The organism is Streptomyces sp. NBC_01092, from assembly GCF_045039535.1.
In the GTDB taxonomy this organism is placed as follows: domain Bacteria; phylum Actinomycetota; class Actinomycetes; order Streptomycetales; family Streptomycetaceae; genus Streptomyces.
Genome location: NZ_CP108659.1, coordinates 5,330,116 through 5,354,469, shown reverse-complemented (window position 1 = coordinate 5,354,469; position 24,354 = coordinate 5,330,116). Strand labels below are relative to the sequence as shown.

Annotated in this window: 36 protein-coding genes and 1 tRNA gene; 9 read left to right on the top strand and 28 right to left on the bottom strand. The window is 70.5% G+C overall.

Translation table 11 applies throughout. The features are described 5' to 3' along the window. The first annotated feature begins 5 nt into the window (after positions 1–5). Entirely contained in the window at positions 6–536 is a 531-nt protein-coding gene (locus OG254_RS24285) for a hypothetical protein (RefSeq protein ID WP_405585323.1), read from the top strand. Then, positions 536–793, top strand: a complete 258-nt coding sequence (locus OG254_RS24280; protein WP_405580681.1) for a hypothetical protein — start codon at positions 536–538, stop codon at positions 791–793. The genes OG254_RS24285 and OG254_RS24280 overlap by 1 nt, the downstream gene beginning before the upstream one ends. Positions 794–854: 61 nt before the next feature. On the opposite strand, the gene OG254_RS24275 is transcribed toward OG254_RS24280, so the two are convergent. From OG254_RS24275 to OG254_RS24180, 20 genes are all read right to left on the bottom strand, one after another. Continuing rightward, entirely contained in the window at positions 855–1,061 is a 207-nt protein-coding gene (locus OG254_RS24275) for a hypothetical protein (RefSeq protein ID WP_405585320.1), read from the bottom strand. After that, positions 1,058–1,261 (bottom strand): hypothetical protein, encoded by a 204-nt coding sequence (locus OG254_RS24270; RefSeq protein WP_405585317.1) that lies wholly within the window; start codon positions 1,259–1,261, stop codon positions 1,058–1,060. The genes OG254_RS24275 and OG254_RS24270 overlap by 4 nt, the downstream gene beginning before the upstream one ends. Then, the gene (locus OG254_RS24265; RefSeq protein ID WP_405585314.1) at positions 1,258–1,713 is read right to left on the bottom strand and encodes a hypothetical protein; all 456 of its coding nucleotides are present in this window, start codon (positions 1,711–1,713) and stop codon (positions 1,258–1,260) included. The genes OG254_RS24270 and OG254_RS24265 overlap by 4 nt, the downstream gene beginning before the upstream one ends. An 86-nt stretch (positions 1,714–1,799) precedes the next feature. Further along, positions 1,800–2,642, bottom strand: a complete 843-nt coding sequence (locus tag OG254_RS24260) for a helix-turn-helix domain-containing protein (protein WP_405585312.1) — start codon at positions 2,640–2,642, stop codon at positions 1,800–1,802. Next, positions 2,639–3,172 (bottom strand): DUF6879 family protein, encoded by a 534-nt coding sequence (locus OG254_RS24255; protein WP_405585309.1) that lies wholly within the window; start codon positions 3,170–3,172, stop codon positions 2,639–2,641. Before OG254_RS24255 ends, OG254_RS24260 begins: the two co-directional genes overlap by 4 nt. Before the next feature lie 2 nt (positions 3,173–3,174). Next, a complete protein-coding gene (locus OG254_RS24250; protein ID WP_062708446.1) occupies positions 3,175–3,378 on the bottom strand; it encodes a hypothetical protein in 204 nt (67 codons plus the stop codon). Between the two features lie 288 nt (positions 3,379–3,666). After that, entirely contained in the window at positions 3,667–3,858 is a 192-nt protein-coding gene (locus OG254_RS24245) for a DUF397 domain-containing protein (RefSeq protein WP_405585306.1), read from the bottom strand. Further along, positions 3,831–4,454 carry a DUF5753 domain-containing protein gene (locus OG254_RS24240; RefSeq protein ID WP_405585304.1) on the bottom strand — a complete coding sequence of 208 codons (624 nt, stop codon included), beginning with the start codon at positions 4,452–4,454 and terminating at the stop codon, positions 3,831–3,833. Before OG254_RS24240 ends, OG254_RS24245 begins: the two co-directional genes overlap by 28 nt. 168 nt (positions 4,455–4,622) lie before the next feature. Then, complete coding sequence (locus OG254_RS24235; protein ID WP_405585301.1) at positions 4,623–6,737, bottom strand: cell division protein FtsK; 2,115 nt, start codon at positions 6,735–6,737, stop codon at positions 4,623–4,625. Positions 6,738–6,833: 96 nt separating this feature from the next. After that, positions 6,834–6,992, bottom strand: coding sequence for a hypothetical protein (locus OG254_RS24230; RefSeq protein WP_405585298.1), 159 nt, complete (start codon positions 6,990–6,992; stop codon positions 6,834–6,836). 13 nt (positions 6,993–7,005) lie between these two features. Continuing rightward, positions 7,006–7,191: a hypothetical protein gene (locus OG254_RS24225; RefSeq protein ID WP_405585295.1), complete on the bottom strand. Its 186-nt coding sequence runs from the start codon at positions 7,189–7,191 to the stop codon at positions 7,006–7,008. An 83-nt stretch (positions 7,192–7,274) separates the two neighbouring features. Then, complete coding sequence (locus tag OG254_RS24220; protein WP_405585292.1) at positions 7,275–7,619, bottom strand: hypothetical protein; 345 nt, start codon at positions 7,617–7,619, stop codon at positions 7,275–7,277. Then, positions 7,616–7,792 (bottom strand): hypothetical protein, encoded by a 177-nt coding sequence (locus OG254_RS24215; RefSeq protein ID WP_405595673.1) that lies wholly within the window; start codon positions 7,790–7,792, stop codon positions 7,616–7,618. The genes OG254_RS24220 and OG254_RS24215 overlap by 4 nt, the downstream gene beginning before the upstream one ends. Continuing rightward, on the bottom strand, positions 7,789–8,907 hold the full coding sequence (locus tag OG254_RS24210) for a hypothetical protein (protein WP_405585289.1): 1,119 nt from the start codon (positions 8,905–8,907) through the stop codon (positions 7,789–7,791). The genes OG254_RS24215 and OG254_RS24210 overlap by 4 nt, the downstream gene beginning before the upstream one ends. Further along, on the bottom strand, positions 8,904–9,167 hold the full coding sequence (locus OG254_RS24205) for a hypothetical protein (protein ID WP_405585286.1): 264 nt from the start codon (positions 9,165–9,167) through the stop codon (positions 8,904–8,906). The genes OG254_RS24210 and OG254_RS24205 overlap by 4 nt, the downstream gene beginning before the upstream one ends. Further along, positions 9,164–9,376, bottom strand: a complete 213-nt coding sequence (locus tag OG254_RS24200; RefSeq protein ID WP_405585283.1) for a hypothetical protein — start codon at positions 9,374–9,376, stop codon at positions 9,164–9,166. Before OG254_RS24200 ends, OG254_RS24205 begins: the two co-directional genes overlap by 4 nt. Next, positions 9,373–10,107 carry a DUF6907 domain-containing protein gene (locus OG254_RS24195; protein ID WP_405595157.1) on the bottom strand — a complete coding sequence of 245 codons (735 nt, stop codon included), beginning with the start codon at positions 10,105–10,107 and terminating at the stop codon, positions 9,373–9,375. Before OG254_RS24195 ends, OG254_RS24200 begins: the two co-directional genes overlap by 4 nt. Before the next feature lie 5 nt (positions 10,108–10,112). After that, positions 10,113–10,283 carry a hypothetical protein gene (locus OG254_RS24190; RefSeq protein ID WP_405585281.1) on the bottom strand — a complete coding sequence of 57 codons (171 nt, stop codon included), beginning with the start codon at positions 10,281–10,283 and terminating at the stop codon, positions 10,113–10,115. Further along, positions 10,276–10,989: a DUF6907 domain-containing protein gene (locus OG254_RS24185; protein WP_405585278.1), complete on the bottom strand. Its 714-nt coding sequence runs from the start codon at positions 10,987–10,989 to the stop codon at positions 10,276–10,278. Before OG254_RS24185 ends, OG254_RS24190 begins: the two co-directional genes overlap by 8 nt. 14 nt (positions 10,990–11,003) lie before the next feature. Beyond that, positions 11,004–11,396, bottom strand: a complete 393-nt coding sequence (locus tag OG254_RS24180; RefSeq protein WP_405585276.1) for a hypothetical protein — start codon at positions 11,394–11,396, stop codon at positions 11,004–11,006. A 212-nt stretch (positions 11,397–11,608) separates the two neighbouring features. Here OG254_RS24180 and OG254_RS24175 point away from each other — a divergent pair, with 212 nt between their 5' ends. Together OG254_RS24175 and OG254_RS24170 are read left to right on the top strand one after the other, a co-directional pair. Then, positions 11,609–11,827, top strand: coding sequence for a hypothetical protein (locus OG254_RS24175; RefSeq protein ID WP_405585273.1), 219 nt, complete (start codon positions 11,609–11,611; stop codon positions 11,825–11,827). Between the two features lie 412 nt (positions 11,828–12,239). Beyond that, positions 12,240–12,312: transfer RNA gene (locus tag OG254_RS24170), tRNA-Arg, on the top strand. 306 nt (positions 12,313–12,618) lie between these two features. Here OG254_RS24170 and OG254_RS24165 read toward each other — a convergent pair. Next, complete coding sequence (locus tag OG254_RS24165; protein WP_405585271.1) at positions 12,619–12,999, bottom strand: hypothetical protein; 381 nt, start codon at positions 12,997–12,999, stop codon at positions 12,619–12,621. Positions 13,000–13,214: 215 nt separating this feature from the next. Here OG254_RS24165 and OG254_RS24160 point away from each other — a divergent pair, with 215 nt between their 5' ends. Continuing rightward, a complete protein-coding gene (locus tag OG254_RS24160) occupies positions 13,215–13,541 on the top strand; it encodes a GYD domain-containing protein (protein WP_351195892.1) in 327 nt (108 codons plus the stop codon). A 42-nt stretch (positions 13,542–13,583) separates the two neighbouring features. Here the strand turns inward: OG254_RS24160 and OG254_RS24155 are convergent, their stop codons facing one another. Further along, positions 13,584–14,303, bottom strand: a complete 720-nt coding sequence (locus OG254_RS24155; RefSeq protein ID WP_405585269.1) for a TetR/AcrR family transcriptional regulator — start codon at positions 14,301–14,303, stop codon at positions 13,584–13,586. Positions 14,304–14,417: 114 nt separating this feature from the next. Between OG254_RS24155 and OG254_RS24150 the strand changes: the two genes are divergently transcribed. Beyond that, complete coding sequence (locus tag OG254_RS24150) at positions 14,418–15,119, top strand: NAD(P)-dependent oxidoreductase (protein WP_405585266.1); 702 nt, start codon at positions 14,418–14,420, stop codon at positions 15,117–15,119. 25 nt (positions 15,120–15,144) lie between these two features. On the opposite strand, the gene OG254_RS24145 is transcribed toward OG254_RS24150, so the two are convergent. From OG254_RS24145 to OG254_RS24125, 5 genes are all read right to left on the bottom strand, one after another. Beyond that, a complete protein-coding gene (locus tag OG254_RS24145; protein ID WP_405595155.1) occupies positions 15,145–16,167 on the bottom strand; it encodes an MASE1 domain-containing protein in 1,023 nt (340 codons plus the stop codon). A gap of 5 nt (positions 16,168–16,172) precedes the next feature. Next, on the bottom strand, positions 16,173–17,018 hold the full coding sequence (locus OG254_RS24140) for a PP2C family protein-serine/threonine phosphatase (RefSeq protein ID WP_405585263.1): 846 nt from the start codon (positions 17,016–17,018) through the stop codon (positions 16,173–16,175). A gap of 138 nt (positions 17,019–17,156) precedes the next feature. Further along, positions 17,157–20,120: a SpoIIE family protein phosphatase gene (locus OG254_RS24135; RefSeq protein WP_405585260.1), complete on the bottom strand. Its 2,964-nt coding sequence runs from the start codon at positions 20,118–20,120 to the stop codon at positions 17,157–17,159. Between the two features lie 84 nt (positions 20,121–20,204). After that, positions 20,205–20,774: a GtrA family protein gene (locus OG254_RS24130; protein WP_405585258.1), complete on the bottom strand. Its 570-nt coding sequence runs from the start codon at positions 20,772–20,774 to the stop codon at positions 20,205–20,207. Between the two features lie 320 nt (positions 20,775–21,094). After that, the gene (locus tag OG254_RS24125; protein WP_405595153.1) at positions 21,095–21,925 is read right to left on the bottom strand and encodes an SDR family oxidoreductase; all 831 of its coding nucleotides are present in this window, start codon (positions 21,923–21,925) and stop codon (positions 21,095–21,097) included. 98 nt (positions 21,926–22,023) lie between these two features. Between OG254_RS24125 and OG254_RS24120 the strand changes: the two genes are divergently transcribed. Beyond that, positions 22,024–22,422: a winged helix-turn-helix transcriptional regulator gene (locus OG254_RS24120; RefSeq protein WP_405585256.1), complete on the top strand. Its 399-nt coding sequence runs from the start codon at positions 22,024–22,026 to the stop codon at positions 22,420–22,422. Between the two features lie 18 nt (positions 22,423–22,440). Here the strand turns inward: OG254_RS24120 and OG254_RS24115 are convergent, their stop codons facing one another. Then, complete coding sequence (locus tag OG254_RS24115) at positions 22,441–22,917, bottom strand: MarR family winged helix-turn-helix transcriptional regulator (protein ID WP_405585253.1); 477 nt, start codon at positions 22,915–22,917, stop codon at positions 22,441–22,443. Between the two features lie 78 nt (positions 22,918–22,995). Between OG254_RS24115 and OG254_RS24110 the strand changes: the two genes are divergently transcribed. Then, positions 22,996–23,367, top strand: coding sequence for an HGxxPAAW family protein (locus tag OG254_RS24110; protein WP_405585250.1), 372 nt, complete (start codon positions 22,996–22,998; stop codon positions 23,365–23,367). A 39-nt stretch (positions 23,368–23,406) separates the two neighbouring features. After that, positions 23,407–24,282: a DUF2797 domain-containing protein gene (locus OG254_RS24105; RefSeq protein WP_405585247.1), complete on the top strand. Its 876-nt coding sequence runs from the start codon at positions 23,407–23,409 to the stop codon at positions 24,280–24,282. The last annotated feature ends 72 nt before the right edge of the window (positions 24,283–24,354 follow it).

Below are 24,354 nucleotides of genomic sequence, written 5' to 3'. Positions count from 1 at the left end.
GGCAGATGGATCCTGAGTCAGAAGACATCGCGGTGTACGCGGCGCAGGCGCCCTTGGCGAAGGCTGCGTGGGCGTTCGTTGGCGCGTACTGGGTGGACTACGACATGCGGGCGGCCTGGCTGGCTACGCACCCGACGCTGCGCCGGTGTTGGGTGCAGGCGTGGCTGATGCCGCACCTAGACGACGCGCGGGCTGAGGGGTACGACCTGGATGAACTGGCTGAGGCGTTCGCGGATGACGAAGTCGAGCACCCGCTGTGGGAGCCGTTCGCCCGCACGCAGATCGAGCAGGGCGCCACGCTGCCCGTGGACCGGGAGACGTGGGGCACGAAGGTGAACCCGGACTTCATTGCCCCCGGCGTGATGCTCGTTCGGCTGCTCCCGGTCCCCGACAGTGGAGTGATCCAGCCCGGCGAGCGGTACATGTCGGTGCCGCTGCTGATGCAGCACGATGAGGGCCCGGGATGGCGGCTGCTGAACTTCGTGAGTGACCAGGTGCCGGTGCCGGGCTGGCCCCCGCAGCTGGGAGCGGACTGATGACCGTCGTCGCTCGGATGATTCTTCCGCGGTTGGACATGGCCGCGGGTGTCGTCGCCTGCCCGGAGTGCGCCCAGGATGACGCGCTGGTCGTCACGGTCGACGTTGAGGACACCAGCGAGACGCCTGCGTTCATGCGTTGCGACGCGGGTCACCAGTGGGCCGACCAGCAGGTGACGCGAGGGTTCGCGGTCGAGGTGTTCGAGCTGATGAAGCGCGAGTTCCCGGATCTGATCCGCTTGTCCGCCATGGACTAGAACCCGCCCCGTGCGGAGGCCCCGCCCATCCGCCACGGGGGTAACGGACGAGCGGGGCCGGTCAGTGGCCCGAAAGGGCGCGTGCGATCAGGACGCGGGCCAGGATCCGGATCGCGTCCGCGTTCGGCTCGACGAGGGCGGCGTGTTCACGGTGCGCCCACACCGTCCAGCCGGGGCCGGACATGCCCAACTCGTGGGCGACGGCTACCGCGTCGTCGGGGTCCACTATGGGGCTGTCGCATAGGCGGCACACGCGCAGCTCGGTCACGGCGTTGCCTCGGAGCGGGCGGGTGCGTGGTGGTTGCGGATCTCGACGTTGTAGTCCGTCACGCGCGAGTGGTCCCCGTCCTTCGCGGCATGGTCGCGTTGCCGGGCGAGCGCGTCGCACACCTCGCAGTCGGCCGGCGGATCAGGCCAGTCGAGGGGAAGCCCCAAGGTGATCGGCGGTTCCTGGGCGGTGTTCATCATCCGGCAGCCTCCGAGAGTCGCCCGCCCGGGCCGAACGCGGCGCCGAGCAGCACAGGATTGGTGAGGTGGCCGGAGCCGTCGGGCCGTTCCAGCCACCCGCGGCCGCCCACGTAGTACAGAACCGGCGGGCATCGCAGGACCCAGCCAGGCCGGCGGACAGTCAGCTGCCGAACGTCGTCCAGTTCGTCGCCGAGGGTCGGTGGCAGCAACCACCACGCCCGATCGGCTTCCACGTCGGCGAGGACCGGCCCGAGACGCTGGGATCCGATCCGCTTCATCGCGTGCACCGACGGCAGCAGGGGCGCCTCAGCTACCCGCCAGTGGGCGCCGGATCGGAACGGCGCGAGTTCCTCGGCGCTCCACAGGCGGTGCACCTCGGTGGGTTCGCTGGTGCAGGACAAGAGCCAGTCCTGACCCTTCTGCCGGGAAGGCAGAGCGTGCTTGGTGGCCATGGCCAGGACCGTAGGAAGCTGCGCTGATTGCGCGCGCGCTGATTGCGCGCGATTGCGAACTCTCTGTAGGAGTTGCGGAAGGTTGCCTACGAGAGGTCCAGGGCGGCCCGTGCACGGGCGATGAGCCGGTGTGCCTGAGGTCCGCGAACGGCGCTCTCGTCGAGGCGATCCCACACGCGCCCGTACAGGGCGACGTCCTCGCCGGATTCGAGCGTGAACTCGGTGTTGATGGTCTCCACGATCACGCGTTCTTCGTCGAAGATCCAGAACCCGTGTTTGGGGGTGAGCGTCAGTTGGACGCCGAAGGGGACGATGCCGAGCGAGACGGAACTCATGCCGATCAGGCCGACCAGTCTGTCCAGTTGCCCCGCCATCGCCTCCGCCGGGCATACGAGGGCGTGCAGCGCGCCCTCCCAGATGAGGACGTTGAAGGTCTTGCTCGGCTGGTACAGCACTTCCTGGCGCTGCATGCGGGCGTTCACGGCCGCCTCTGTATCGCGAGGGGACTGCATGAGCTCGGCATTGTGGATCAGCAGATGGCGGGCGTACTCGGGGGTCTGGAACAGCCCGGGGATGACGGTGGCCTCGTAGCCGCGGACGGTGGCGGTCTGCCGGTACTCGACGACGTACCGGTCCTGTACGGCGCGGTGCCCCTTCGTCAACTGTCTGCGCCAAGAGCGCTGCTGGGATTCCATCCCGCGCAACCGGCTCTGGAGGTCGGCGGCCTCGGCCGGGGCGTCGAGGGCCTGCGCCCATGCGTCGAGGTCGGCGGCAGTGGCGGTCTGCTTGCCGGTCTCCAGCCGGGAGACCTTCGAGCGCTGCCAGCCGAGGCGCTCGGCCATGTCCTTGCCGTTGAGGCCGGCCTCGGCGCGCAGCTCTCGGAGCCGCGCGCCGAGGGCGACCCTGGCGCTCTGAAAGTCCGTGCTCACACGGACGAACGTACCTGCGCCCACACCTCAGCAGTAGGGACAGCGACGCGCCAAGCAGCGTCCCGTGCCCGACAAGCCGCGAGGACCTCGGCGGGGTCGTCGACCAGCTCGACACCGGTGGTGGTGTCGGTGTCGTCGATGTGCATGCGGACCATGGTGTGCGAGTCGAACAGCCACAGGTCGTAGTCCGGCAGGTCCAGCCGTACAGCCTCGGAGCGCGGCAGGACACGGATGTCCTCACCCGCGGCCACGTTCCCGGCCGCGGTCGCCATGAGGAACCGCTGCCCGTCCGTGGGCGGCTCGTCGACGATGCGCACGCGGGAGAACCGCGCGCCCCGCCCGGCCTTCGCACGCACGTTGACGTTCCACGGATGGTCCGGCTCCGGCTCCGGGAGAACGCCGCGCGTGAACGCCTGGAACCGGGCACCCTGCCGGTCGGAGGCGTACCCGCGGCGTGTCTCCAGCCGGAACGCGGTGTGCTCGAACTCCGTGAACAGGTGGGTGATCTCCTCGAAGGGGATCAGCGGCACGGTTACTCCTTGGGGGCGAAGCGGGTGAGCAGCTCGCGGGGGATGACGACGAACGTCTCATGCTCGCCGACGTCGCGCAGCTGAGCGAGGTGCTCGGGGTCGGTGAGCTGGTCGCCCTGGACGACGATGTCGCCGGTCTCCTCGACCTCGTACAGCGTGGGGCAGTTGCCGTGCTCCGATGTGGTGCCGATGAACCTGAGCGTCATGTCGCCCTCCATCTGTGCAGGTTGGACCTTCAGCATGCTGCGGTGCCGTCCGGTCCGCTGGGGGATTGCTGGAGATTGCGTCCGGCGGGGGCGATTCGGTGGTGTGCGCGCAATCCTGCGTACCCCCAACCGCATACGGTGTGCGGTTTGTGCGCCCTGACCTGCGGATTCTTGCGCAGATGGCACGCACTTGGCACACCTCTTGGCGCCGCCCGGACATGAAGAAGGCCCCTCCCACGGTCACAAGAACCGTGGAAGAGGCCTTTCAGTGCTCAGGGGTCAGGGCGCCTACCGGGCGCGTGCCCAGTCGACGAAGTCCTGCCAAGCAGCGGGCCCGATCGGCACCCGGGCCCGCTCCCGGCATTTGGTGTCACGCACCAGGGCGCCGCCCGAGGTGGGCCGTGCCCACTCCACGCAGCTGCCGCTGTCGGTGTACGTCGACGTCTTCCAGATCAGCGGGCCGTCTTCAGCCTGCGGCACAGGGTCTCCCTCGTTCCGTCGATGAGCTCCACCGACTCCCGCGGCGAAAGCGCGAGGCCACAGAGCCGCTCCCACGTGGAAGCGTAGGCGGCGACATCGTCGGGGCGGGTGGTGATCTCGGAAAACGTCAACGACTCGACGAACACCGCCCGTTGCCCGGCCGCCCGGTACACCGTGAACGGCCCAGCAAGCCCTGGATGAGCTTCGATGCCCTGCGGCAGCACGCGCACGCTCAGGGACGGCTGCAGCGCCTCGACGGCGAGCAGATGCTCGAGCTGGTCGACGAGTGCCGCGTAGCCGCCCACAGGCCGGTACAGGGCGCTCTCGTCGACGACGACGGCCACACTGCGAGCGCCGGGCTGGCCGAGTCGGTCGATGCGATGACGGCGCGCCTCGGCCCGCTCGGAGACGACCTCGAGCGGCAGGGCCGGAGTGGTCGCATGGATCGCGGCACAGGCGTAGGCGTAGGACTGCAGCAGGCCCGGTATCAGCATGGGCTGCCACGCCTGCACGGTGTCAGCCTCGCCCTCGATACCGGCGAGGCGGTCAATGTGCTCGCCGAGCGTCTCCGCCGGCGAGTCAAAGATGGCGGTCACAGATGTCCTCTCAGAAGGCAGGGAGGGAGGCAGCGGAGGGGAGCTCAACACCCCGTTTTCGAGGGTCTCGGCGTCTCTCCCGGGCTGCCTCCCTTGCCTCCCTGACTGGCCATTTCCGCAGGTCATGTACAGGGAGGCAGGGTGGGGAGGCGAGTGGGGAGAACTCCCTCAGTCTTCGGTGCCTCCCTCGTCGTCGAGGTCGTCGTCGCGGGCCGCGATGGCGTCGAGAATCCGGTCGAGACTGACGTGCATCTTCCCGCCGGTCTTGTACTCGCCGTGGCCAGCGTCGTCGAGGACGCGCTTCAAGTCCCGGAACGACCAGCTGCCGTACTCGGTCGGGTTGTTGTCGGCAAGGCCTCGCAGGACGTCCTGCGTGAGCATCTTCGGCTCGTGCCCGAGGACGGCCGCGATGTCGGCGAGGTGGTCGACTGGGGCGAACGCCGGCGCGGCAGGCGCGGGTGCGACGCCGTCCCGCATTGCAACGGCCCGCTCGACTACGGGCGTGACCTCGTCAACGCCTGCTTCCTTGCGCACGAAGTAGGACCGGATCAGACCCGGGGTCTTGCCGAAGCCGGCCGCCATCGCGGTGCCTACGTCCTCGCCCGCTACCAGCGTCGTCGCCGAGTAGCCGTTCTTGTGCATGCCGGTGCCGAGGATCGCGTCGTTGCCCTGGTGGTCGTTGATGGCGAACGCGACCCGGTGGGAGACGGTCTTGGAGATCCCGCGCGGCAGGCTCGCCGCATCTGCATCCGGGGTGATCCACAGCAGCGTGATGGCCGTCTTCCTGGCCTTCTTGGTGACCTTCAGCGCTAGTTCCTTGGCTTCCTTGCCGTGCTCCTTGTGGGTGAACAGCTCGTGGACCTCGTCGAACACGACGATCCGGGGCCGCATGGACGGGTCGCGTTCCGCCATCTCGCGGGTGACTTTGGTGTCCGTGCCGAGGCGTTCCAGTTCCTGCCCGCGACGGGACACCTCACTGGCCAGGGATCGCAGCGTGTCCATGGCCGCAACGACATGCCCGTCGTCGTCGCCCTTGACCAGGCTTCGCAGGCGGGGCCGCATCGGGTCGTAGTCGCTGTTGTACGCGAGGACGTGCACGTCGATCTCGACCAGCGGGTCGAGCATCGCGCCGAGGAGCAGGGCGATGACCAGCGACGATTTACCAGAGCCCATGATTCCGGCGATCAGGTAGTTCGCGGCCATGAGTCGGCCGATGACCTGCTCGCTGCGGGCGTTGAGTGCGGCGGGGACGCCTCGGAAGTAGTCGGTGGTGCCCTCTGTCAGGAGCGGCCAGGGCGGTACCGGCTTGGTGAGGACGCCGGGGTCGGCGACCCACAGGTCCAGCACGCCGGCCTGGTCGCGCGGCTCGGTCGGCCATACCTCGATCGGCTTGCGCATCAGGTTGTGCGCGAGGATCTGCTTCTTGTCGGCGATCATCTCGACGGGCACGCCCTCCGGGAGCTGCAGCTGCGCGTGCCACCCGTTCCCGGAACGGGTGGACGGCTGCACCCAGCGGGGCTTCCAGCCTTCCTTGAGGGCCGCGTTCAGCGGGGCGATGCCGAGCTTGCCCAGTGCCCTCATGATGGCGTTCTCATCAGGCACAACGTCCCGCTCGTCGCCCTCGACGGGCAGCGCCCACGTGGGCGCCGACCTGGCGTTGCGTCCGACCGTCCAGACGCCGGCCAGTACCAGGAGCGGCATCGAGTACAGGAAGGGCTCCCAGACGATCCCGGCGATGAACGCGACCCAGCCGACGAACTCGATCACGGCGTGCGTGGGGGCGAGGACGTCGCGGACGTCGTGGTTGTAGACGGCCAGCATGATGCCGAGCATCAGGAGCAGTCCGCCGAAGCCGACAGCTGCGGAGGCGATGGCCCTGGGGGCGTTGATGGCCATCTGTAGGAGGTCCATGCGCCGCTTGTGCCGGGCGAACCGGTAGGCGTAGGCCCGCTGCTCCCACTTGGTCACCATCTCTTCGTTGCCGGATGCCTCGGCGATTCGCATCATGCGGGCGTGCAGGGCGGTGGTGCGGGCCTCCCAGGTACGACGGGTGAGGATCCGGGTTCCGCCCCATACGTAGGCGCCGTGGCGGACGGTGAAGCGGTAGGTGGGGCTTTGGCGGGTGTCGACGAACACCCGTCGCAGCGAGTCGATACGGACTCGGCGGCGGGGGCGTTCCGAACCGTGTTCACCCTGATCGGCGGGTTGTTCGGGCGCGAGCTTGAGCAGCTGCACCTCGGGCGCCGCGTGCCCGTTGACCCGCTCGGGGACGGTATCCGTCATGCTTGGAGCTCCTGTTTCGTGACGTATTTCGTGACGGAATGAGGGAGCCCGGGGACGGCGGCAGCTTGGCGGTTGGACGCCGTCCCCGGGGCGGATCTACTTGCTCTTGCGGCGGAGCGCGTCCTGCTCGATGCGCTCGACCTGGCTCCGCAGCCTGGTGAGGTTGGCTCGGGGCAGGGCCATGCGGGCGGTCAGGGCGGCGATACGCCGCTTCTCAGCAGGCGTGAAGTCGCTGAAGTACGGGCCGTCAGTCATGCGGTCAGGTCTCCTAGTTGGCCGGGTAGTTCTTGCGGTGCTCGTCGCCCATCTGGTCGGCGACCTCGCGAGACTGCTCGGCCTGCGGGGAGTGGTCGCCGTAGGTGCGGCAGGCCTGCCCGTAGTCGCGGTAGGCGTCCCCCACAGCGTCGAACGACTCCTGATAGCCAGGCTCGTCGGTGCCCTTGGACCAGAACATGGGTGTTCTCCTCGGGTTGGTGGGCCGGGCTGTCCGGCCCCACCGCACCCCCACGGGCAGGCCGCGGAGGACGGAAGGGCAGGTCAGCGGCCCTTCTGGAAGTCGCGCCACATCGAGCGCAGGACGAGCAGGCAGCAGGTGGCGCAGGTGGCGGCGATGGCGACGGCCACGGCCGCGAGGGCGAACGCGACGGCGAGGACGCTGGCGATGGCGCCGCCGGCGATGACGAGGCCGCCGATGGTCCACCACTTGCGGGCGTTGAACTCGGGCTGCTTGTGGTCGTGTCCGCAGGTGTGCGGCTGCTGCTTGGCGCTGGCTTCGGCGGCCAGCTTGGCGACCTCCAGGGCGGCCATGGCGACCGCGACGACGTCGGTGTTGCGGGAGGCGTCGGCGACGGCGGCCTCGGCCTTGTCGAGGGCGTCGCTCACCGCGCCCACCCCCTCGGCCGGCGCAGGAACGGGCGGGCGGCGATGCCGAGGCCGAACGCGACGACGACGGGCTTGGCGAGCAGGCCGGCGACGACCGCGACGACGAGGGCGAGCAGCTGGGGGAAGACGAGCAGGAGACCGAGCAGCGCGCCGAGGATGAGGTAGCGCATCACGCGTATCCGCCTTCCATCGGCGTGGCCGGGGGCTCCGGCTCCGCCTTCTTCGCGGCCCTCGAAAGGGCGGTGCGGACGTAGGGCTCGGTGACGACGAGGCGCCGCTGAGAGCGCAGCCGCTCGACGATGTCCCGCGCCGACGCGTCCACACCGAGGGCTGATGCGGCCTCCTCGATCGCGCCCTGCAGGTCGAGCGGCTCCAACGCTGTGACCTGTGGCGCATCAGCCGCATCAGGTCGATGCACCTCGTACTCCGGGGGGCGCTGGCCGAGGACCAGGGCGACCGCTACGGCGTCCACGGGCACGCCGTAGGTGCCGAGGAGATGGGCGAGTTCGGCCGGGGGCGCATCAGGTCGCGCATCGTGTGCGAGCCGGATGGCGTCGGCGGGGTCCATGTCGGCGAAGCGGGCCCGCAACACCTCCGTGGCGGTGGCCGGGCGGGGCTGCGTTGCTCGCTGAGCAACGGGGGTCGCGGCTGTGCCGCCGTACATGCCGGCGAGGGCCGTATCAGCTCCCTCGCGGAGCCGCACCCGCTGCACCTCGACGAGGCCGGCGCCGAGGACCTGGTCGCCGACGCCCACCTTCTTCGCGAGCGCCCACGACTTCCGCAGTGAGGAGCCGCGGGTGTCCTCGTCGGGGTGCCGCTCGGCGGCGGCCTGGTGGTACGCCAGCTGCTGCACGGCATCCGCGGTGCGGCGTTGCGCCTCGGCGTCCACGCCCGTGGTGTAGATGACGACACGGCGGGCGATGAGGCCGAGGCCCTCGGCAGCCCCGCTCATACCGAGCGGCGTGGTCGCGTACACCACGGCCTCGGTGACGGTGCTCGCCAGGGACAGGCCCATCCCGCACGCCGCGAGAGGGGCGAGCCACAGACCGACACGCACCCACAACGGCGCGGACTGGCCGAGCAGGGTCAGCCCCAGCATGGTGACCGCAAGTACGAGCGTGAGGCCTTCACCAGCGGCGACGACGCCGACGGCGGTGGCCTTGCGGCCGAACTCGGCCAGCGTGTTGGAGAACGTGCCGACTGCGCCGGCCACGCCGACGGCGACCATGATGACGGCGGCCGCGCCGAGGACCCAGCGCTGCCCCTTGGTGAGGCGACGGGTGCTCACTGGCCTCCACCTGCCTCGGTGCTGGCGGCGAGCAGCGGATACCCGCGGTCGGCGAGGACGGCGTTGAGGTAGTCGTGCGCGTCGTCCTCGGTGATGCGGTCGCCGGTCCAGCCGAACAGCAGGGCGACGACCTCGGCCGGGGTGCTGTTCGTCGCTTTGTCGAGCAGGGCGTGGCGGCTGACGATGTGGCCGGCGGCACTCATGCCCTGCTGGTGCAGGCGGCGCGCCGCCCGATTTTCGCGGTGCTTCTTCAGGTTCATCCGCCGACCTCCGGGGTGGCGGCCCGCACCACGCGGTGCGAGCTGAGGCAGATGCCCTCTCGGTCCTGCTGGGCGACGGCGTCGACCAGAGCAGCCATCAGGGCGGGAACACGCGGGACTTGAGGCCGGCGGGCGGGCCGCGCCGCGCGGTCGATGGCGCGTAGCGCGGCGTTCTCCGTCGGCCGAGGGATGGGCCACTTCTTCTTCACGGCGAGCCCTCCTCGGCCAGCTCGTCGAGCTCGGCGGCCATGGCCTCGAGACGGTCGAGATAGGCGCGGCCCTCGGCGACCAGGGCGCGCAGCCCGTCGGCGTCGAACGACGCGGCCTCGAGACCCTCGACGTAGGCGACCGGGTGCGGCTCCGGGCGGAGTTCGAGGTAGGGGGCGTGCGTCAGGTTGGCCCGCATAAGTGGCACCGCGCCGAGATCCTCCGAGTCGACGGTCGCCGTCATGTGCGGTCCGTCGTGGGAGATCTCCGCCATCGTGCCGACCTGCTCGCCGTCGTGTCCGGCGCACCAGTCGGGTTCGGGAACGGTGACGTCGCCGTGGTCGAGGGTCTGCAGCGTCACCGTGCCGTCCCCGTAGCGCGGCTCCTGTACGTCCAACGGCCGGTCGGCTGCGGGACGGTAGGCGCGGTCGAGGGCGGCGTCGAGGTCGTCGCGCAGCTGCCGGTGCTCCGGGGCGGCCAGGCGAGCGGTGACCGCCACGGTCTCCCGGTACGCCTCCACAACGGCGTTGGCGCCGAGGTAGCCCTCGACCTCGCGGCGGATGTCGGCGACGCTCATCTCGCTGAGCGGCGGTTCGCCGGCCATCTCCGCGTGGCCGAAAGCGAGGGCGGCCCGCAGCTGTTCCCGGGGCAGGGCGAGCGCCACGCGCACGACCGCGAACGGTGTCTCGCCCTCGTCGCCGAGAATCTCGGTCGGCCCGAAGGCCGGAGGCATCTCGCTCACCGCTCCACCCCCGCCGCGTCGATGACGATCAGGGCGGCACGGATGGACGCCTTGAGGGCTCCGTTTCGGGCGGCCAGGTCACGGACGTAGGTGGTGGGCTGGTCCGACTGGCCCAGCGCCTCCGAGAGGAGGCGCCGAACCAGGGCCAGCGCTTCAGCCTCAGTCACGGCTACCGCCAGCGCGCTGGGCCTCGTACCAGTCGAGCAGCTGCGCGCGGGTCTGGTCCTCACGCAGGTGCTGCGGCAGGTCCGGCATGACCCGCAGCTCCATCTGTCCGGGCTCGCCGTACAGGGCCACGACTGCCTTGCGGCCGGTGTCCTCGGTCTCGACGACGGTCACGCCGAACACCTTCAGCAGGTAGGCGATCGGCAGAGACTGCACGTCGGTACGCCCAAGCGACATCCACGCCCTCGCGGCGTCCTTGGTGTGGCGGGTGAAGTTCTCGGCCTGCGCCTCGGCGAGTTGGTCACCCAGCTCGAGCAGTGCACGCAGGTGGGCGCGCACCTTCCGGATCTCGTCGTCCAGCTCGAGCCGGTTGTGGCAGTACACGCTCGCGGCGGTGCTGCCCTCCGGCGTGAGCTCGACGTAGGGAGCGGCCTCGTCAGGGTCGCCGGAGAACGGGTACTGCCCGAGGCGCGCCAGCAGGATGGTCGTCTCGACGCCGTCCGCGTTGAAGTCGAGGTGAATGTCGTCGCCCTGGTGCTGCAGGTCGCCGGGGTGGATACCGCAGGCGACATCGTCGGAGTGGTCCGTCGTGCACCACGTGGGGCAAGTGACGGTGAGCGAGCCGCCCGTCCTGATCGGGTAGGTGATGGTGCGCGGCTCCTCGGCCGGCGCCTGAGCGGCGGGTGCGGTGTGGATGGTCTCGGTCATGGCGTGCACTCCGATCAGGCAGCGGTGGCGAAGGCGGCGATACGGGCGGCGGCGTCGACGAACGCGGCCTTGCGGGGCTTGTAGGCGGCGAGCAGCTGCCGGACCTGGGCGAGCGTGTACCGGAAGACCGAGCGGGTCTTACGGGCGCGGCCGCCGTTCACGGTGCGGCGGGTGCGGGCCGTCTGCGCCGGGGCCAGGCCGATGCGCTTGGCGACCGAGCGGAGGCCGGAGGCGATGCCCGCGGCGGTGTCCTTCTCGACACCGGCGGCGAGGGCCACGGTGGTGATGGAGCGAGGCCGGCGGCGGCACGAGGACGCGAGACGCGTCCCGGCGGCACGGCGGCGGAGTTGAGCGCGAAGGGCACGGCGCGTGGTGCGGTGCTCGCGGCGGATGGGACGATGAGCCACAGCGGCTCTCCTGTCTCTAGCAGGTGATCCGTCAGGCCCTCGTTCGGTGTTGGTAGCACCGGCGGGGGCCGCTTGCGTTGTCGGCTGGTTTCCCTGCCGACACCTCCACTGTAGGGAACATGGTGTTCCATCGTCAAGCGCTCTGACGCTGGACAATAAAGCCAATCTGCGTAACATCAGGTTCCATGACGACGGATGGAACACTGTGTGCCATGGATAAGCGATCACTGGCGCAGATGGCCCAGCGGTTCAGGGAAGCCGAGCAGCGGACCGAGATCCTGCGGCAGGAGCTCGCGGTAGCGATCCGGCAGGCCGACGCGGACGACGTGCCGCAGAAGGACATCTGCGAGGCGACGGGGTACACCCGCCAGCAGGTCCGCCGCATCGTGCTGGCGGGGGACTCGGAAGGCGACGCGGCCGGCACCACCTGATGGCACGCCGATGGCACCAAGAGGCAGGGAAGGGTCCGGACGGGATCCGATGGGGTTGGGTGCCAGACTGCCGCTGAGCTGCGTGATCGAGTCTTGCGGGGTTGCCCCCCGTCCTCGCCGGACGGGGGGCAACACACTGCTAATGCGGTTTGGGCCTTAAAGCCCATCGAGGGTTCAAATCCCTCCGCCTCCGCGCTAGATCACGAAGCCCCGGTCCCTGGACCGGGGCTTCGCTGTTCATGCCGACCGGACGGCCGGTCCACCGCCTGGCCACCGAGCGCCTCAGAGGGTGTTTTCGCAGGTCACAAGGGGTAGACCTAATGGATTTCACATGGCGGCGGCAGTCATGTAATGTTCTTCCTGTCGCCGCGAGCGGGCCAGCAGGGCCGGGAGCGGCGGGAAAACAGAACAAGCACTCGTAGCTTAACGGATAGAGCATCTGACTACGGATCAGAAGGTTGCAGGTTCGAATCCTGCCGAGTGCACACAGGTGAGAGGCCCCGGAGAAATCCGGGGCCTCTTGCGTTTGGGGATAGCACGGCAGTGAAGTGGACGCAGGTGAGCCTGCTCAGGTCTCAACAAGGGTCCGAGGCACGACAGCTGAGCTTCTCGTCGGTCAGGCGAGATCACCAGACCTGCTCCGCTCCCTGCGCGCGGCAATCAGCCTCCTGATGCACAGAGAAGAGGCATTCGTGGCTGGGGCGGTCGGCTCCGCGTCAGGCAGCCCAAAATCGCTCCGCCGATCTCATTGCCTTCCCCCCGAAACGTCTCAGAGACCGGATGCGCCTGGATCAACGCTGCCCGGCGGCGGGTGCTACGACCGCCATCAGCAGGCGGTTGGCCAGTGGGGTCGGAGCCCCGAAGTCGAGGCTCAGGTGGGAGACCGAGTAGACGCCGCGCAAGGACAGGTCGCGGGTCGCGAACATACCGCTGGCGTAGCCGAAGGCGTGGCCGGTTTTGCCCCAGAGCACACCCCCGTTGGGCAGCGGGGTGGACATCAGGCCGGCTTCGAAGCAGGCCACCCTATTGCAACTGGTGCCGATGAACGGAACAAGCTTGCCCTCGTTGTCCTTTGGCAGGGAGAACATCTCGTCCAGCTGCGCAGCGGGCAGCAGGCGGCCCTGGAACAGGGTGGTGATGAAGCGGTCCAGGTCGGCCGAGGTGGAGATCATGCCGGATGGGTTTCCGCCCTGCGGCCAAATCGGCCGCCAATGACCGCAGCTTCCCACGCTGAGGGCTTCGATGCCGTTGTTCCGGGGCTTGCTGGGTCGCTCAGCGGTAGTGGTCACGCGGGCGCCATCCCGGCCGTTCGGGGGATACGCGGGCGGTCTCGGGGGCCTACCTCACCCAGCGGTGGCATCCCTTGATGGGACGAAAGGGAGACATGATGCCCCTCTATCTATCGAGGTTCAGCTACACGCCGGAGACCTGGGCGAGGCTCATCGGCCGGCCCGAGGACCGCGCAAAGGCCGCTCAGTCGTACATCGAGTCCGTCGGCGGCAAGCTCCACGGCTTCTGGTACGCGTTCGGCACCCGCGACGGCTACAACCTGTGGGAGGCCCCCGACAACGTCTCCATGGCCGCGGTCGCCCTGGCGATCAGCGGAGGCGGCGCGCTCAGCTCGTTCGAGACGACCGTTCTCCTGACCGTCGACGAAACCATGGATGCCCTGCGCAAAGCCGGGCAAGTCCAGTACCGGGCTCCCGGCGCGTAGCGGTCCAGGTGGCTTGCGGCGACCAGGTTCCCCCGGTGGCAGTCAGCTCTGCCGTGGGATGTCCAAGGATCGGATGAGCTGGGCCAGCTCTTCGCGGAAGAGCTTTTCCGGGCTGAGGGCCTGGGTCTGCAGGTGGCCGTAGATCTCCAGTGACACCAGGCCGTGCAGGTGGCTCCAGATACGCAGGGCGAGGGCCACGGCGGCCGGGGGCAGGTCGGGGAAGGCCGGGCGGACCTTGTCCAGCAGGCCGCGGTCGAAGTCGGACCACTCGAAGTCGCTTTCCGAGTAACGGAGTTCGGCGTGCGGCCAGGCCGTGGCGGCGAGTGCGGTGATGCCGGTGCAGACGCGGCGGGCGGCTTCCGGAGCGGCGCCGCCCTCGGGCGGCCGGTAGCCGGGGACGGGGTCGCCGTAGATGAGGCGGAAGCCCTCGGGGTTGGTCAGCGCCCAGTTCCTGAAGGCGCGGGCCCATGCCTGGATCCGGGCGGCCGGATCCAGAGCGGGGGCGGCGTCCCAGGCGGCGTCCACGGTGTCGGCCAGCGAGGTGTAGACGTTGTTGATCAGCGTGGTGACCAGGTCGTCGCGGGTGGCGAAGTAGCCGTAGATGGCGTTGGCCGTCATGCCCATGCCGCGCGCGATGGCCCGCAGCGTGATCGCGTCCGGTCCCCCCGAGGCCATCAACTCCAGCGCGACCTTCTTGATCTCTGCGGTCGTCTCGGCCCTCAGTCGCTCGCGGCGCCCCTTGGTGTTTCCCACGCTTTCCATGACCACCGACTCTACAGCGTCACAATACTGCGTGCCGTATTAGTACTTCACGCCGTATAGTTTCGACACGTCGTGAAGGTAGTCGGCGGTACTAGCAACCACCCAGGGAGAGCCATGCACATCGGAGTCATCGGGGCCACAGGCGGCATCGGCAGTCGCGTCGTCACCGAAGCCCTCGACCGGGGACATCACGTCACGGCGTTCAGCCGTGACGCCACGCGGATCGACGAGGACCGCAAGAACGTCGTCTGGAAGAGCGTCGACGTCCTGGACTCCGACGCCGTCGCCGCCGTCATACCCGGCCTCGACGTACTGATCAGCGGATTCCAGCCCGGAAACGCTGCCAAGGACATCGCCGACACCGTGGCCCGCTCGATCGCCGATCCCACGGTGTACGCCACCGCCGCGCGAGCACTCCTCAAGGCGCTGGAAAGCCACCCACGGACCCGGCTCATCGTCATCGGCGGTGCCGGCAGCCTGGAGACCGAGCCCGGAGTCGTACGGGCCGACTCCGACGAACTCCTGCATGAAACTCTCGACACGATCGGCCTGCCGAGGGAGTACGCCGCCGCGGTGCGCGGCCACCGCGACGCCTTGAACGTCCTGCGCACCTCCAACCGGCTGTGGACCTACTTCAGCCCTGCGGAGGACATCGCACCCGGCGAACGTACGGGTCGGTTCCGGATCGGTGGCGACCAGCCGGTACTCGACGCGGAAGGGCGCAGCCGTATCTCCATGGAGGACTCCGCCGTCGCCCTTGTCGACGAGGCCGAACTGCCGCGCTTCGTCCAACGCCGCTTCACCATCGGCTACTGACCGACACCGACGGGCAAAGGCTGCTCTACTTCCGGTGCTCGTGGTCCTCCATACGCAGGGCCGCGTGGTGGTCGGGGGCCAGTTGGGACAGGGCCTCCGTGAGGCGTTCGCAGGCTTCATTCAGGGCTCGGACCGTTTGGTTGCGTTCGGCGATGGTGGCGGACAGCAGGAGGGACGTCAGGGCCACGGTGCCGTTGAAGGCCTGGAGGATGACCATCTTGGCGAGCAGGTCCTGGCCGGAGAACGGGCCCGCGCCCGCCGCGCCGGCGGAGATCGCGACGACCGAGGTGATCAGTGCGCAGGGCGCGGCGCCGGGGAGTTGGAAGCGGAAGGCCGCCCAGATCAGGAAGGGGACGACGAGGAAGAGCAGGTTGAGCGGGCTGCGGGTGGCCACGATGGAGGCCACGGTCGTGCCGGCCAGCAGGGCCGCCGCCTCGACCCAGCGCAGGAGGGGGACGCCGTGCGGTCGGCGTACGGTGCGCGCGGCCAGGAGGAGGGGGGCGATGACGAGGATGCCCATCGCGTCGCCCGTCCACCACACCGACCAGGTCGGCCAGAAGTCGTCGGCCGCCAGCGCCTCGGAGGCCACGAGGACCCCCGTGCCGATCGTCGCGCTGATCACCATCCCGCCCAGGGCGCCGAGGAAGACCAGGGCCAGGGCGTCCTGGAGCCGGTCCAGAGTGAGGCGGAAGCGCACTCGCCGGAGCAGGAGGCAGGCGCAGACCGGGGCGATCGTGTTGCCGGCGACGATGGCGAGCACGGGCAGGATCGACGGTCCGAGCGGCGCGTTCACCAGGAACGCCCCGAGTGCGATTCCCGGCCACATGCGCAGGCCCCAGAGCAGCAGGGCGACCAGGGCGATGCCGGTGGGCGGCCAGAAGGGCGTGACCTGGCCTCGTACCAGCTGCTGCTCCAGACCCAGTTTGGCGCTGCCGTAGTAGGCGGCCGCGACGACGACAAGGCGCAGGGCGTGGGTGGCGTAGTCGCGCAGCCGCAGCCCTTGGCTCTGCGTTCCGCGTGACGCCTCGGGGGCGACCAGGCCGTACATCCCGCTCACCCTTCGTCGATGTCGCTGATGTCGCCGATGTCGCCGTACCGCAGGACGAGGACCGCGGCGTCGTCGCTGTGGCCCGTGAGGTCCGCGACCTTGATCACCTGGGCGGCCAGTTCGTCGGGGTCGGTGCCGCAGCCGTCGCCGACCAGGTCGGCCACCCGCTTCAGGCCGTCGTCGATCGGATAGCCGGGGCCCTCCACCACGCCGTCGGTGAGCAGTACGAACGCGCCCGTGCCGGACAGTCGCCGGCGGGACGACGGGTAGTGCTCGCCGGCGTGGATGCCCAGCGGCAGGCCGCCCTCGTTCAGGACGATCTCGCAGCGGCCGTCGGTCGTGGCCCAGACGGCCGGGACGTGCCCGGCGCGGGCGTCGGACAGCTCCCTGGTGACCGGGTCGAAACGCAGGAACGTGCAGGTCACGAAGAGCTCGGAGGCCATCGCGACGAGCAGGTCGTTGGTGCGCCGCAGCACCTGAGCGGGTTCGGTGGTGAAGGTGGCGACGGCGCGCAGGCAGGTGCGCACCTGCCCCATGTGCGCCGCGGCCTCGACGTCGTGGCCCTGGACGTCCCCGATCGCGAAACCCACCGAGCCGTCCGGCATGTGGAAGCCGTCGTACCAGTCGCCGCCGATGTCCAGACCGAGCCGCGCGGGGGTGTACCGTCCCGCCGCCCGCAGGCCCGGCACGTCGGGCAGCTCGGCGCACAGGACCTGCCGCTGCAGCGCGGCGGCGAGCTCGACGCGGGCCTGGTGGAGCTTGATCTGGTCCAGTATCCGGCCGGTGAGATCCCCGAGCTCCTGGAGCAGCTCTCTGGTGGCACCGGCCGAATCGGTGCGGCGGCGGGCCATGGCATCACACCCCGGGTCTCGCGGAGCGCCATACGCGGCGATGCGTCGCACATACGCGGCGATAGCGCCGATACGTCGCATATGTGGCGCTTTCACGGTACCCCCGTGACGGGAGGGTCTTCTCGTGTACCGCCCGATTCAGTCCTGGTCGCCGAACGCCAACGCGTCCAGGTCCCCGTCGAAGTCCTCCCCCAGCCCCGGCAGGTCCAGGAACATGCGCTCCAGCGGGTCCGGCACCGGGTCCTGCGGGGCGTCCCGTACCGGATCCGGTGCCGTCTGGAGGGGCTGTTCCGTCCAGATGCACTTGCCCGTCGGCGTGTACCGGGTCCCCCAGCGCTGCGACAGCGCGGTGATCAGCTGGAGCCCCCGGCCCCCCTCGTCCGTGTCCGTCGCCCGGCGTATCCGCGGCATCGTCAGGCTGCCGTCGAAGACCTCGCAGATCAGGGCGGCGTCGTGCAGGAGCCGTAGGCGCAGTGGGCCCTTGGCGTGGCGGATGACGTTGCCGACGAGTTCGCTGGCCAGCAGCTCGGTGGTCGGGGTGAGGGGCTCCAGGTCCCAGGCCGCCAGCTGCTTGCGGATCAGGGCGCGGGCCTGGCCCGCCGCCCTCGGGTCCTTCGGCAGCGGCCAGGAGGCCATGCGGGAGTCGGGCAGCGCGTGCAGGCGGGCCAGCAGGAAGGCCGCGTCGTCGGGCGCCTGGTGGCCGGCCGGGAGCAGGGCCGAGGTGACCCGCTCGCACAGCTGCTCGAGGTCCGTCGCCGTGCCGTCCGCGTGGGCGGTGCGCAGCACCTCGGCGAGCGCCGCCATGCCGTCGTCCATCTCGCGCTTCGACGACTCCACGAGGCCGTCGGTGTAGAGCGCCAGCACGCTGCCCTCGGGGACCTCGACCTCCGTCGTCTCGAAGGGGGGCTCGGCCGCGCCCAGGGGCGGGTCGGCCGCCAGGGGCGGGAAGACGACCGTGCCGTCGGGGTGGAGGAGGGCCGGCGGGGGGTGACCCGCTCGCGCTATGGAGCAGACGCGGGTCGTGGAGTCGTAGAGCGCGTACAGACACGTCACGTACGACTCCTCGCCCATGGCGCCGACGATGTCGTTGAGGTGGCTCATGATCTCGTCGGGCGGCAGTTCGAGGTCGGCCAGGGTGTGGACGGCCGTGCGCAGGCGACCCATCGTCACCGCCTCGGGCAGACCGTGGCCCATGACGTCGCCCACGACCAGGGCCACCTGGCCGCCGGACAGCGGGATGATGTCGTACCAGTCGCCGCCCACGTCCATGCCCCGGCCGGCCGGCAGATAGCGGGCGGCGGCCGTGCAGGCGGGGACGGCGGGCAGGTCGCGGGGGAGCAGGCTGCGCTGGAGCTCGCGGGAGCGGGTGTGCTCGGCGTCGAAGAGGCGGGCCCGCTCCAGGGCTTGGGCGACCAGGGCGCTGGTCGCGGTCAGCAGGGTGCGCTCCTCGTCGGTGAGCAGGCGCGGGTGGTCGAAGGTGATCGCGCAGATGCCGAAGGTGTGGTCGGAGGCCGTCAGCGGGAGCAGGGCCCAGGACTGTTTGCCGGCGCGGGCGGGCAGGTCGGCCAGCTCGGGGTAGTGGGCGGCGAACTCGCGCGGGGTGGACAGGAACAGGGGCGTGCCGGCCAGGATCGCGTCCCACAGCGGGCTGGGCTGGGTGCGCTCGCGGCCGTCGAGCACGGCGAGGACGTCGTCCGGGTAGCCGATGGAGCCGACGGTGTGCAGCCGGTCGTCCTCCACGGTCTGTACGACGAGACCGGCGGCATCGAACGGCGGCAGCACCCCGCGCCCGACCGCGTCCACCACGTCGGCCGAGGTCGTCGCCTTGGCGAGCGCCGCGGTCAGTTCCCCTATCCGGGCCGCCCGTTCGGCGGCCGCCCGGTCGGCGGACCGGCGCTCCTCCTCAAGGCGTCGCCTCTCGGTGACGTCGGTGAAGTAGATCGTGCGGCCGTCGGGGCCCGGCACCAGCCGCAGATGGCACAGGCGCCCGTTGGGCAGCCGTACGTCGAAGCTCACCGACTTCTCCGCGGCGGCGGCCTGCCGGCAGCGGATCTCCAGGCCGGGCACCTGCTCGGCAGCGGGCAGGTCCCACAGCAGACAGCCGAACAGCTCCTCCTCGGAGAAGCCCAGGGTGCGTTCGGCCTCCAGGTTGGCGAAGGTGATCCGCCAGTCGTCGTCCATCGCGAGGAAGCCGTCGCTCATGTGGTGCAGGGCGCGGCTGAGCGCGTCACGTGCGGAACGGGGCTCGTTGCTGTCCCAGCCCACGCCTATCATCCGCTGGGGCTCGCCCTGGTCGTCGTACGTCGCCCTGGCGCGGGCCTGGGTCCAGCCCCAGGTGCCGTCCAGCTTGCGCACCCGGTACTCGGCCTCGAAGACGCCGCCGTCGCGGATCGCCCGGTCCGCCGCGGCCAGCGTCGGCGGCAGGTCGTCGGGGTGGACGCAGCGCATCCAGTCCTCGACCTTGCCGGTGTACTCCTGCGGCCGGGTGCCGTACAGCTCCAGGGCGGCCACGTCCCAGATCAGGTCGCCCGTGCGGATGTTCCAGTCCCAGGAGCCGACGCTGACCTCCTTCAGGGCCTGGCGCAGACGCTCGCCGCTCTGCTCGGGCTGCGCGGGCCGTGCCGGGCCGGTCGGCGGCGGTGCCTGGCCCATACGGTCCTCGGTCCAGGCGACGACGGCCCGCAGGAACTCCCAGTGCTCATGGTCCGGTTCGCCCCGGTCGTCCATCAGGACGCTGAGGGCGCCGGTGCCACGGTTGCCGCTGTACAGCGGCAGTGCGGCGAGGCCGGTGCCGGGCCAGGCGGCGTCCGGGGAGTCGGCTGCGCCGGCCGGACTCAGCGGGACCCAGACGCCGTTGCCCTCGCGCAGTGCGCGGGCCGGGGCCGGCGGGCCCTCCTGGTCGATGATCTCCCAGGAACGGGTGAGGTCGGGCGGGAGCCCGGCCGTCGACACCAGGCGCAGCGCGGACATCGGGCCCCGCAGATGGATCATGCCGCCCAGCGCGCCCAGCTCGCCCACCGCGTGCTGCAGGGCCAGCCGGAAGACCTCGCTTTCCGCGACACCGGGGGCCACCGTGCTGAGCAGTGCCAGCCGAGCGTTCATGTCGCGGATTTTACCGTTCCGACCCCAGGCAAACCCACGCTTCGCAAGATCCTCACGGCCGCCGCAGAGGCTGTTGATGGAGAGTCAACAGGCGGGAACACAGGGTGAGTTGAGGGTGGCGGACAGAGCCCGTTCACCGTGTCGGGTGACGGGGAGCAGTCCGTCCACCGGTGGGGCCGCGGCCCTACGACGGACGGGACCCGTGCGTTCCGTCCGCTCGGCGAACACGAACACCCGCAGGACCAGGAACCGGGCGATGCCGGCCAGCCCGGAGGCGGTGAGGTAGACGGTCTGCTCCCAGACCATGCCGGGCGCCGGCTGCACGGCGTGCAGGACGAGCATCGCGGCGGTCGTGGCCAGATAGGCGGCGACGGCCGACCCCGACGACTGCGCATGCCGCCGCCAGCCGGGGCGCCGTCCGGTGCCGAAGGTGAACAGGGCGTGCAACTCGGTGCACAGGAGCGTGCCGGCGATGGTGACCAGGGCGTTCGCGACGGCCCAGGGCATCGCCCCGGCCAGCATCGGTACGGCCGCGCCGGAGAGCAGCCCGACACCGCCGCCGCACACCACGAACCGGGCGAACGAGGAGAGGGGACCCGGCCGCGACGGGCTCGACGGCGTCGGGTTCGGCCTCGACGGGCACTGCGACTCCATGGCGGCTTCCTTCCGGGCGGGCGGGTCCTTGACGGGCCACAGCTCATCCCGGCACGGCTTCAGCGGGGCCTCAGGCGGGCTTCAGCCGGTTTCAACGTGGGCTTCGCCGGTTTCGACGAGGCTTCAGGCGGGATCAACCGGGGCCAACGATGCCGCCGTTCACGCGCCGGCACGATGGAGTGACCTCCCGGACCGGAGGTAGGGCAGGCTCCACCACGAGGGGGTGGATGTCCGCCGGGCCCGCGCGGCAGGCTCAGGATCCAGCGCCCCCAATCGACCGGCGCCGCCGCCTACTTGACCGCCGTCTACTTGACCGCCGTCTACTTGAAGGCACCGGCATTGCGTCCCGCCCAGTCCGCGAACGGGCGGGCCGGCCGCCCGAGGACGCGCTCCACGTCCGGGCTCACCCGCCGCAGCGCCTCCGGCGGAGCCCCCAGCATGTCGAGCGTGCTCTCGACGACGGGCTCGGGCATGGCGCGCGGCATGTGCTCGCGGGCCTGTGCGCGGGTCAGTTCGACGAACCGCACCGCCTCCCCCAGGGCGGCCGCGATCGCGGCGGTCTGCTGCCGGGGCGTGACGGGCGCGGGGCCGGTCAGCTCGTACACCCCGCCGGCGTGCCCCGGTTCGCGCAGGGCGGCCGCCGCGACCTGCGCGATGTCGGCCGGGTCGACGGTGGGCAGGGCCGTGTCGCCGAAGGGGGCGGCGACCTCCCGGCGTGCGCGGACCAGGTCGGCCCACTGGAGGGCGTTGGAGTGGAAGCCACCCGGCCGCAGCATCGTCCACTCCAGGCCCGATGTCTTGACGGCGTCCTCCAGGAGCGAGGGGTGGTCGCCCGTGCCGACGCCCTGGGAGGACAGCAGGACCACGCGCCGGACGCCGGATCCCCGTACGACGTCCAGGACGGCGCCGAGGTCGCCGCCGGCGCCCATGAAGTCGCCGGACGTCAGCAGGAACAACGCCTTGGCTCCGTCGAGCGCGGGCTCCAGGCGGGCGGGTTCGGTCAGGTCGGCCTGGTGGTGGCGGGTGGTCCCCGCCGGTATGTCGTGCGCGGAGATACGGCGGGAGACCGCCGTCACCTGCTCCCCCGCCTCGACGAGGGCCCGCACAAGTGGCCTTCCCACATTGCCGGTTGCTCCGGTCACCATGATCATCATCGGTCTCCGTTTCCGAGTTCGGATCTCGTACGGCGACGCTACTGTTGTGGGGGTAGTAGGTACCTAGAGGAAAGTATTGGCAGACAGGGGCAGTTGTGACCGAGACCACAGGCAGCTGGACTCAGCGCGGCGTCGATCCGGAGAACGCCTGCCCGATCGCCCCCGTCGTCGACATCGTCTTCAGCCGCTGGACCACCCCGATCCTGTGGACGCTCCACGAGTACGGCCGTCAGCGCTTCGTCGAACTGGAGCGCCGTATCGGCACCATCACGCCGAAGGTGCTGACGCAGCGACTGCGGCAACTGGAGCGCGACGGGCTGGTCGTGCGCACGTATCACGCGGAGGTCCCGCCGCGGGTCGAGTACGAGATCAGCGAACTGGGGCGCAGCCTGGCACCGTTGTTCGCCGCGCTGTCGGAGTGGTCCGTCCATCTGGGCGAGGTGGAGCGGGCGCGGGTGGCGTACGACGGGCGGGAAGGCGGCCGCGGCCGTTGAGGGCCTGTGCCCGGGGCGTCAGTCGGTGCGGCAGTGCTCCTCCAGGTAGCCCGCCGCCAGCGAGGTCGCGCGGGTGAACCAGTCGGTCAGGACGGCGATCTCCTCCGGGGAGTAGTCGGCGAAGAGGTCCATCAGACGGGCGTAGTAGGGCTCGTAGATCTCACGGATACGGGCCTCCGCGTCCGGGCGCGCGGCCACCCGCACACGGCGGCGGTCCGTCGGGTCGGGGCGACGGGTGACGAAGCCCGCGCGTTCCAGGCGGTTGAGGATGCCGGTCACCGCGCCCGTGGTGACGTTCGCCCGCGCCGCCAGGTCGCCGGCCGTGAGCAGGTTCTCGCCGGCCTCCAGGACGTAGCCGAAGCAGGTCAGGTCCGTGACGTTCAGACCGGCCTGCGCGGCGATCTCCTGCTGTCCGATCATCGAGGTCGCGATGAGGTGGTCCATCGCCGACAGGGCCTGGGCCGGAGAGGCGGAGGGGCGCGGCTTGGCTTGCATCTTCCTGATTACCTTAGTTTGTGAGAGATTTAGTGCCTAAACTTCTTACGGAGTGAGTGATTCTGAGGAGGTGGGCACGTGAGCCAGTATGACGAGGGGCACACGGTCGCGGGGTGGACCGGAACGGGGATCGCGACCGTCGGTGCCGGCGTGCTGGGTGCGGGGATATGCGTGGTTTCGGCCGCGCTGATCGTGGGCGGGTCCGGGATTCTGGCGGCGAGTGTCCTGGTCACCTGGGCGCTGCATCTGACCGGCTGGGGCAAGCCGCCGGGCGTGCGGCCTCGCGCGCAGTGGCGGATGGGGGCGCGGGACCTGACGGCGCGGGACGGGCATGCGGACTGCTGGGGGTGCCGGCTGGCGGGGCGTGGCCGGCGCACGTCGGCGGTGGCGTCCGAGGTGGACGCCGTGGCCGGGCGGCCCGAGCCCGTGGCTGCTGAGGCCGGTCGCTGAAGGGGCGTTGTCAGTGGCAGCCCCTAGTCTCGAAGAGCGATGGCACAGGCATGGAGATGCAAGGGGCTGCGCTGGTCGGCGGACGGCCCTGAGCTGGCGTGGGACGGCGGTCGGCGCTCGGCGCTGACCTGGGGGAAACGGGTGGCCTTCGGGGTCGCGGAAGGGGGCGTGCGGACATGCGTGGGAGCGCGGGGGCATGCGTGTGCGGTCCGGGCGGTCGTGCCGGGGCGGAGCACGGGGGCGCGGTGCGAGGAGTGCGCGCGGCTGGACCGGGCGCACTCGGTGGCCGCCGACACGATCGCGGACGACCCTCGGCCGTACCACGTATATCTGGCCTGGTTCGGCCCCGGGATGACCAAGGTCGGCATCACCGCCCTTGAGCGCGGCCCGACCCGGCTGCTGGAGCAGGGCGCGGTCTGCTTCAGCTGGCTGGGCGCGGGCCCACTGATGGCGGCCCGGCGCACGGAGGAGCTGCTGCGGGCGGCCCTGGGGGTGCCGGACCGGATTCCGTACGCCGCCAAGCGGGCGGTACGGTCCGCGCTGCCGACGTCGGCGACGGAGCGGGCGGTGGAGGTCGAGGACCTGCATGCCCGGGCGGTGGCGCTTTCCGGCTGGCCGGAGTCCCTCACCCGCGAGCCGTGCCAACCGGTCGATCACGCCCGGGTGTTCGGGCTGGCGGATCTCCCGGCCGCTGTGGGTGACGTGACCGAGCTGGCCGCGGGCGGGGCGGTGAGCGGGCGGTTGGTGGCGGCTGCCGGGCCGGATCTGCATGTCGAGACGGTCGGCGGCAGGGTGGTCGTGCTGGACAGCCGGTTGATGACGGGGTGGGAGCTGGTTCCTGTGGGCGGGGGAGATGAACTGACGGTTCCTGTACGGGAGTTCAGGGAGGCGAGTGTGCAGGACGGCTTGTTCTGATTGTTCTGAGTGGGTTGCCGCCGCACTTCGGCGCCGAGGAGAACCCAGGTACTCCCTGAGAGCCTCCTGTGC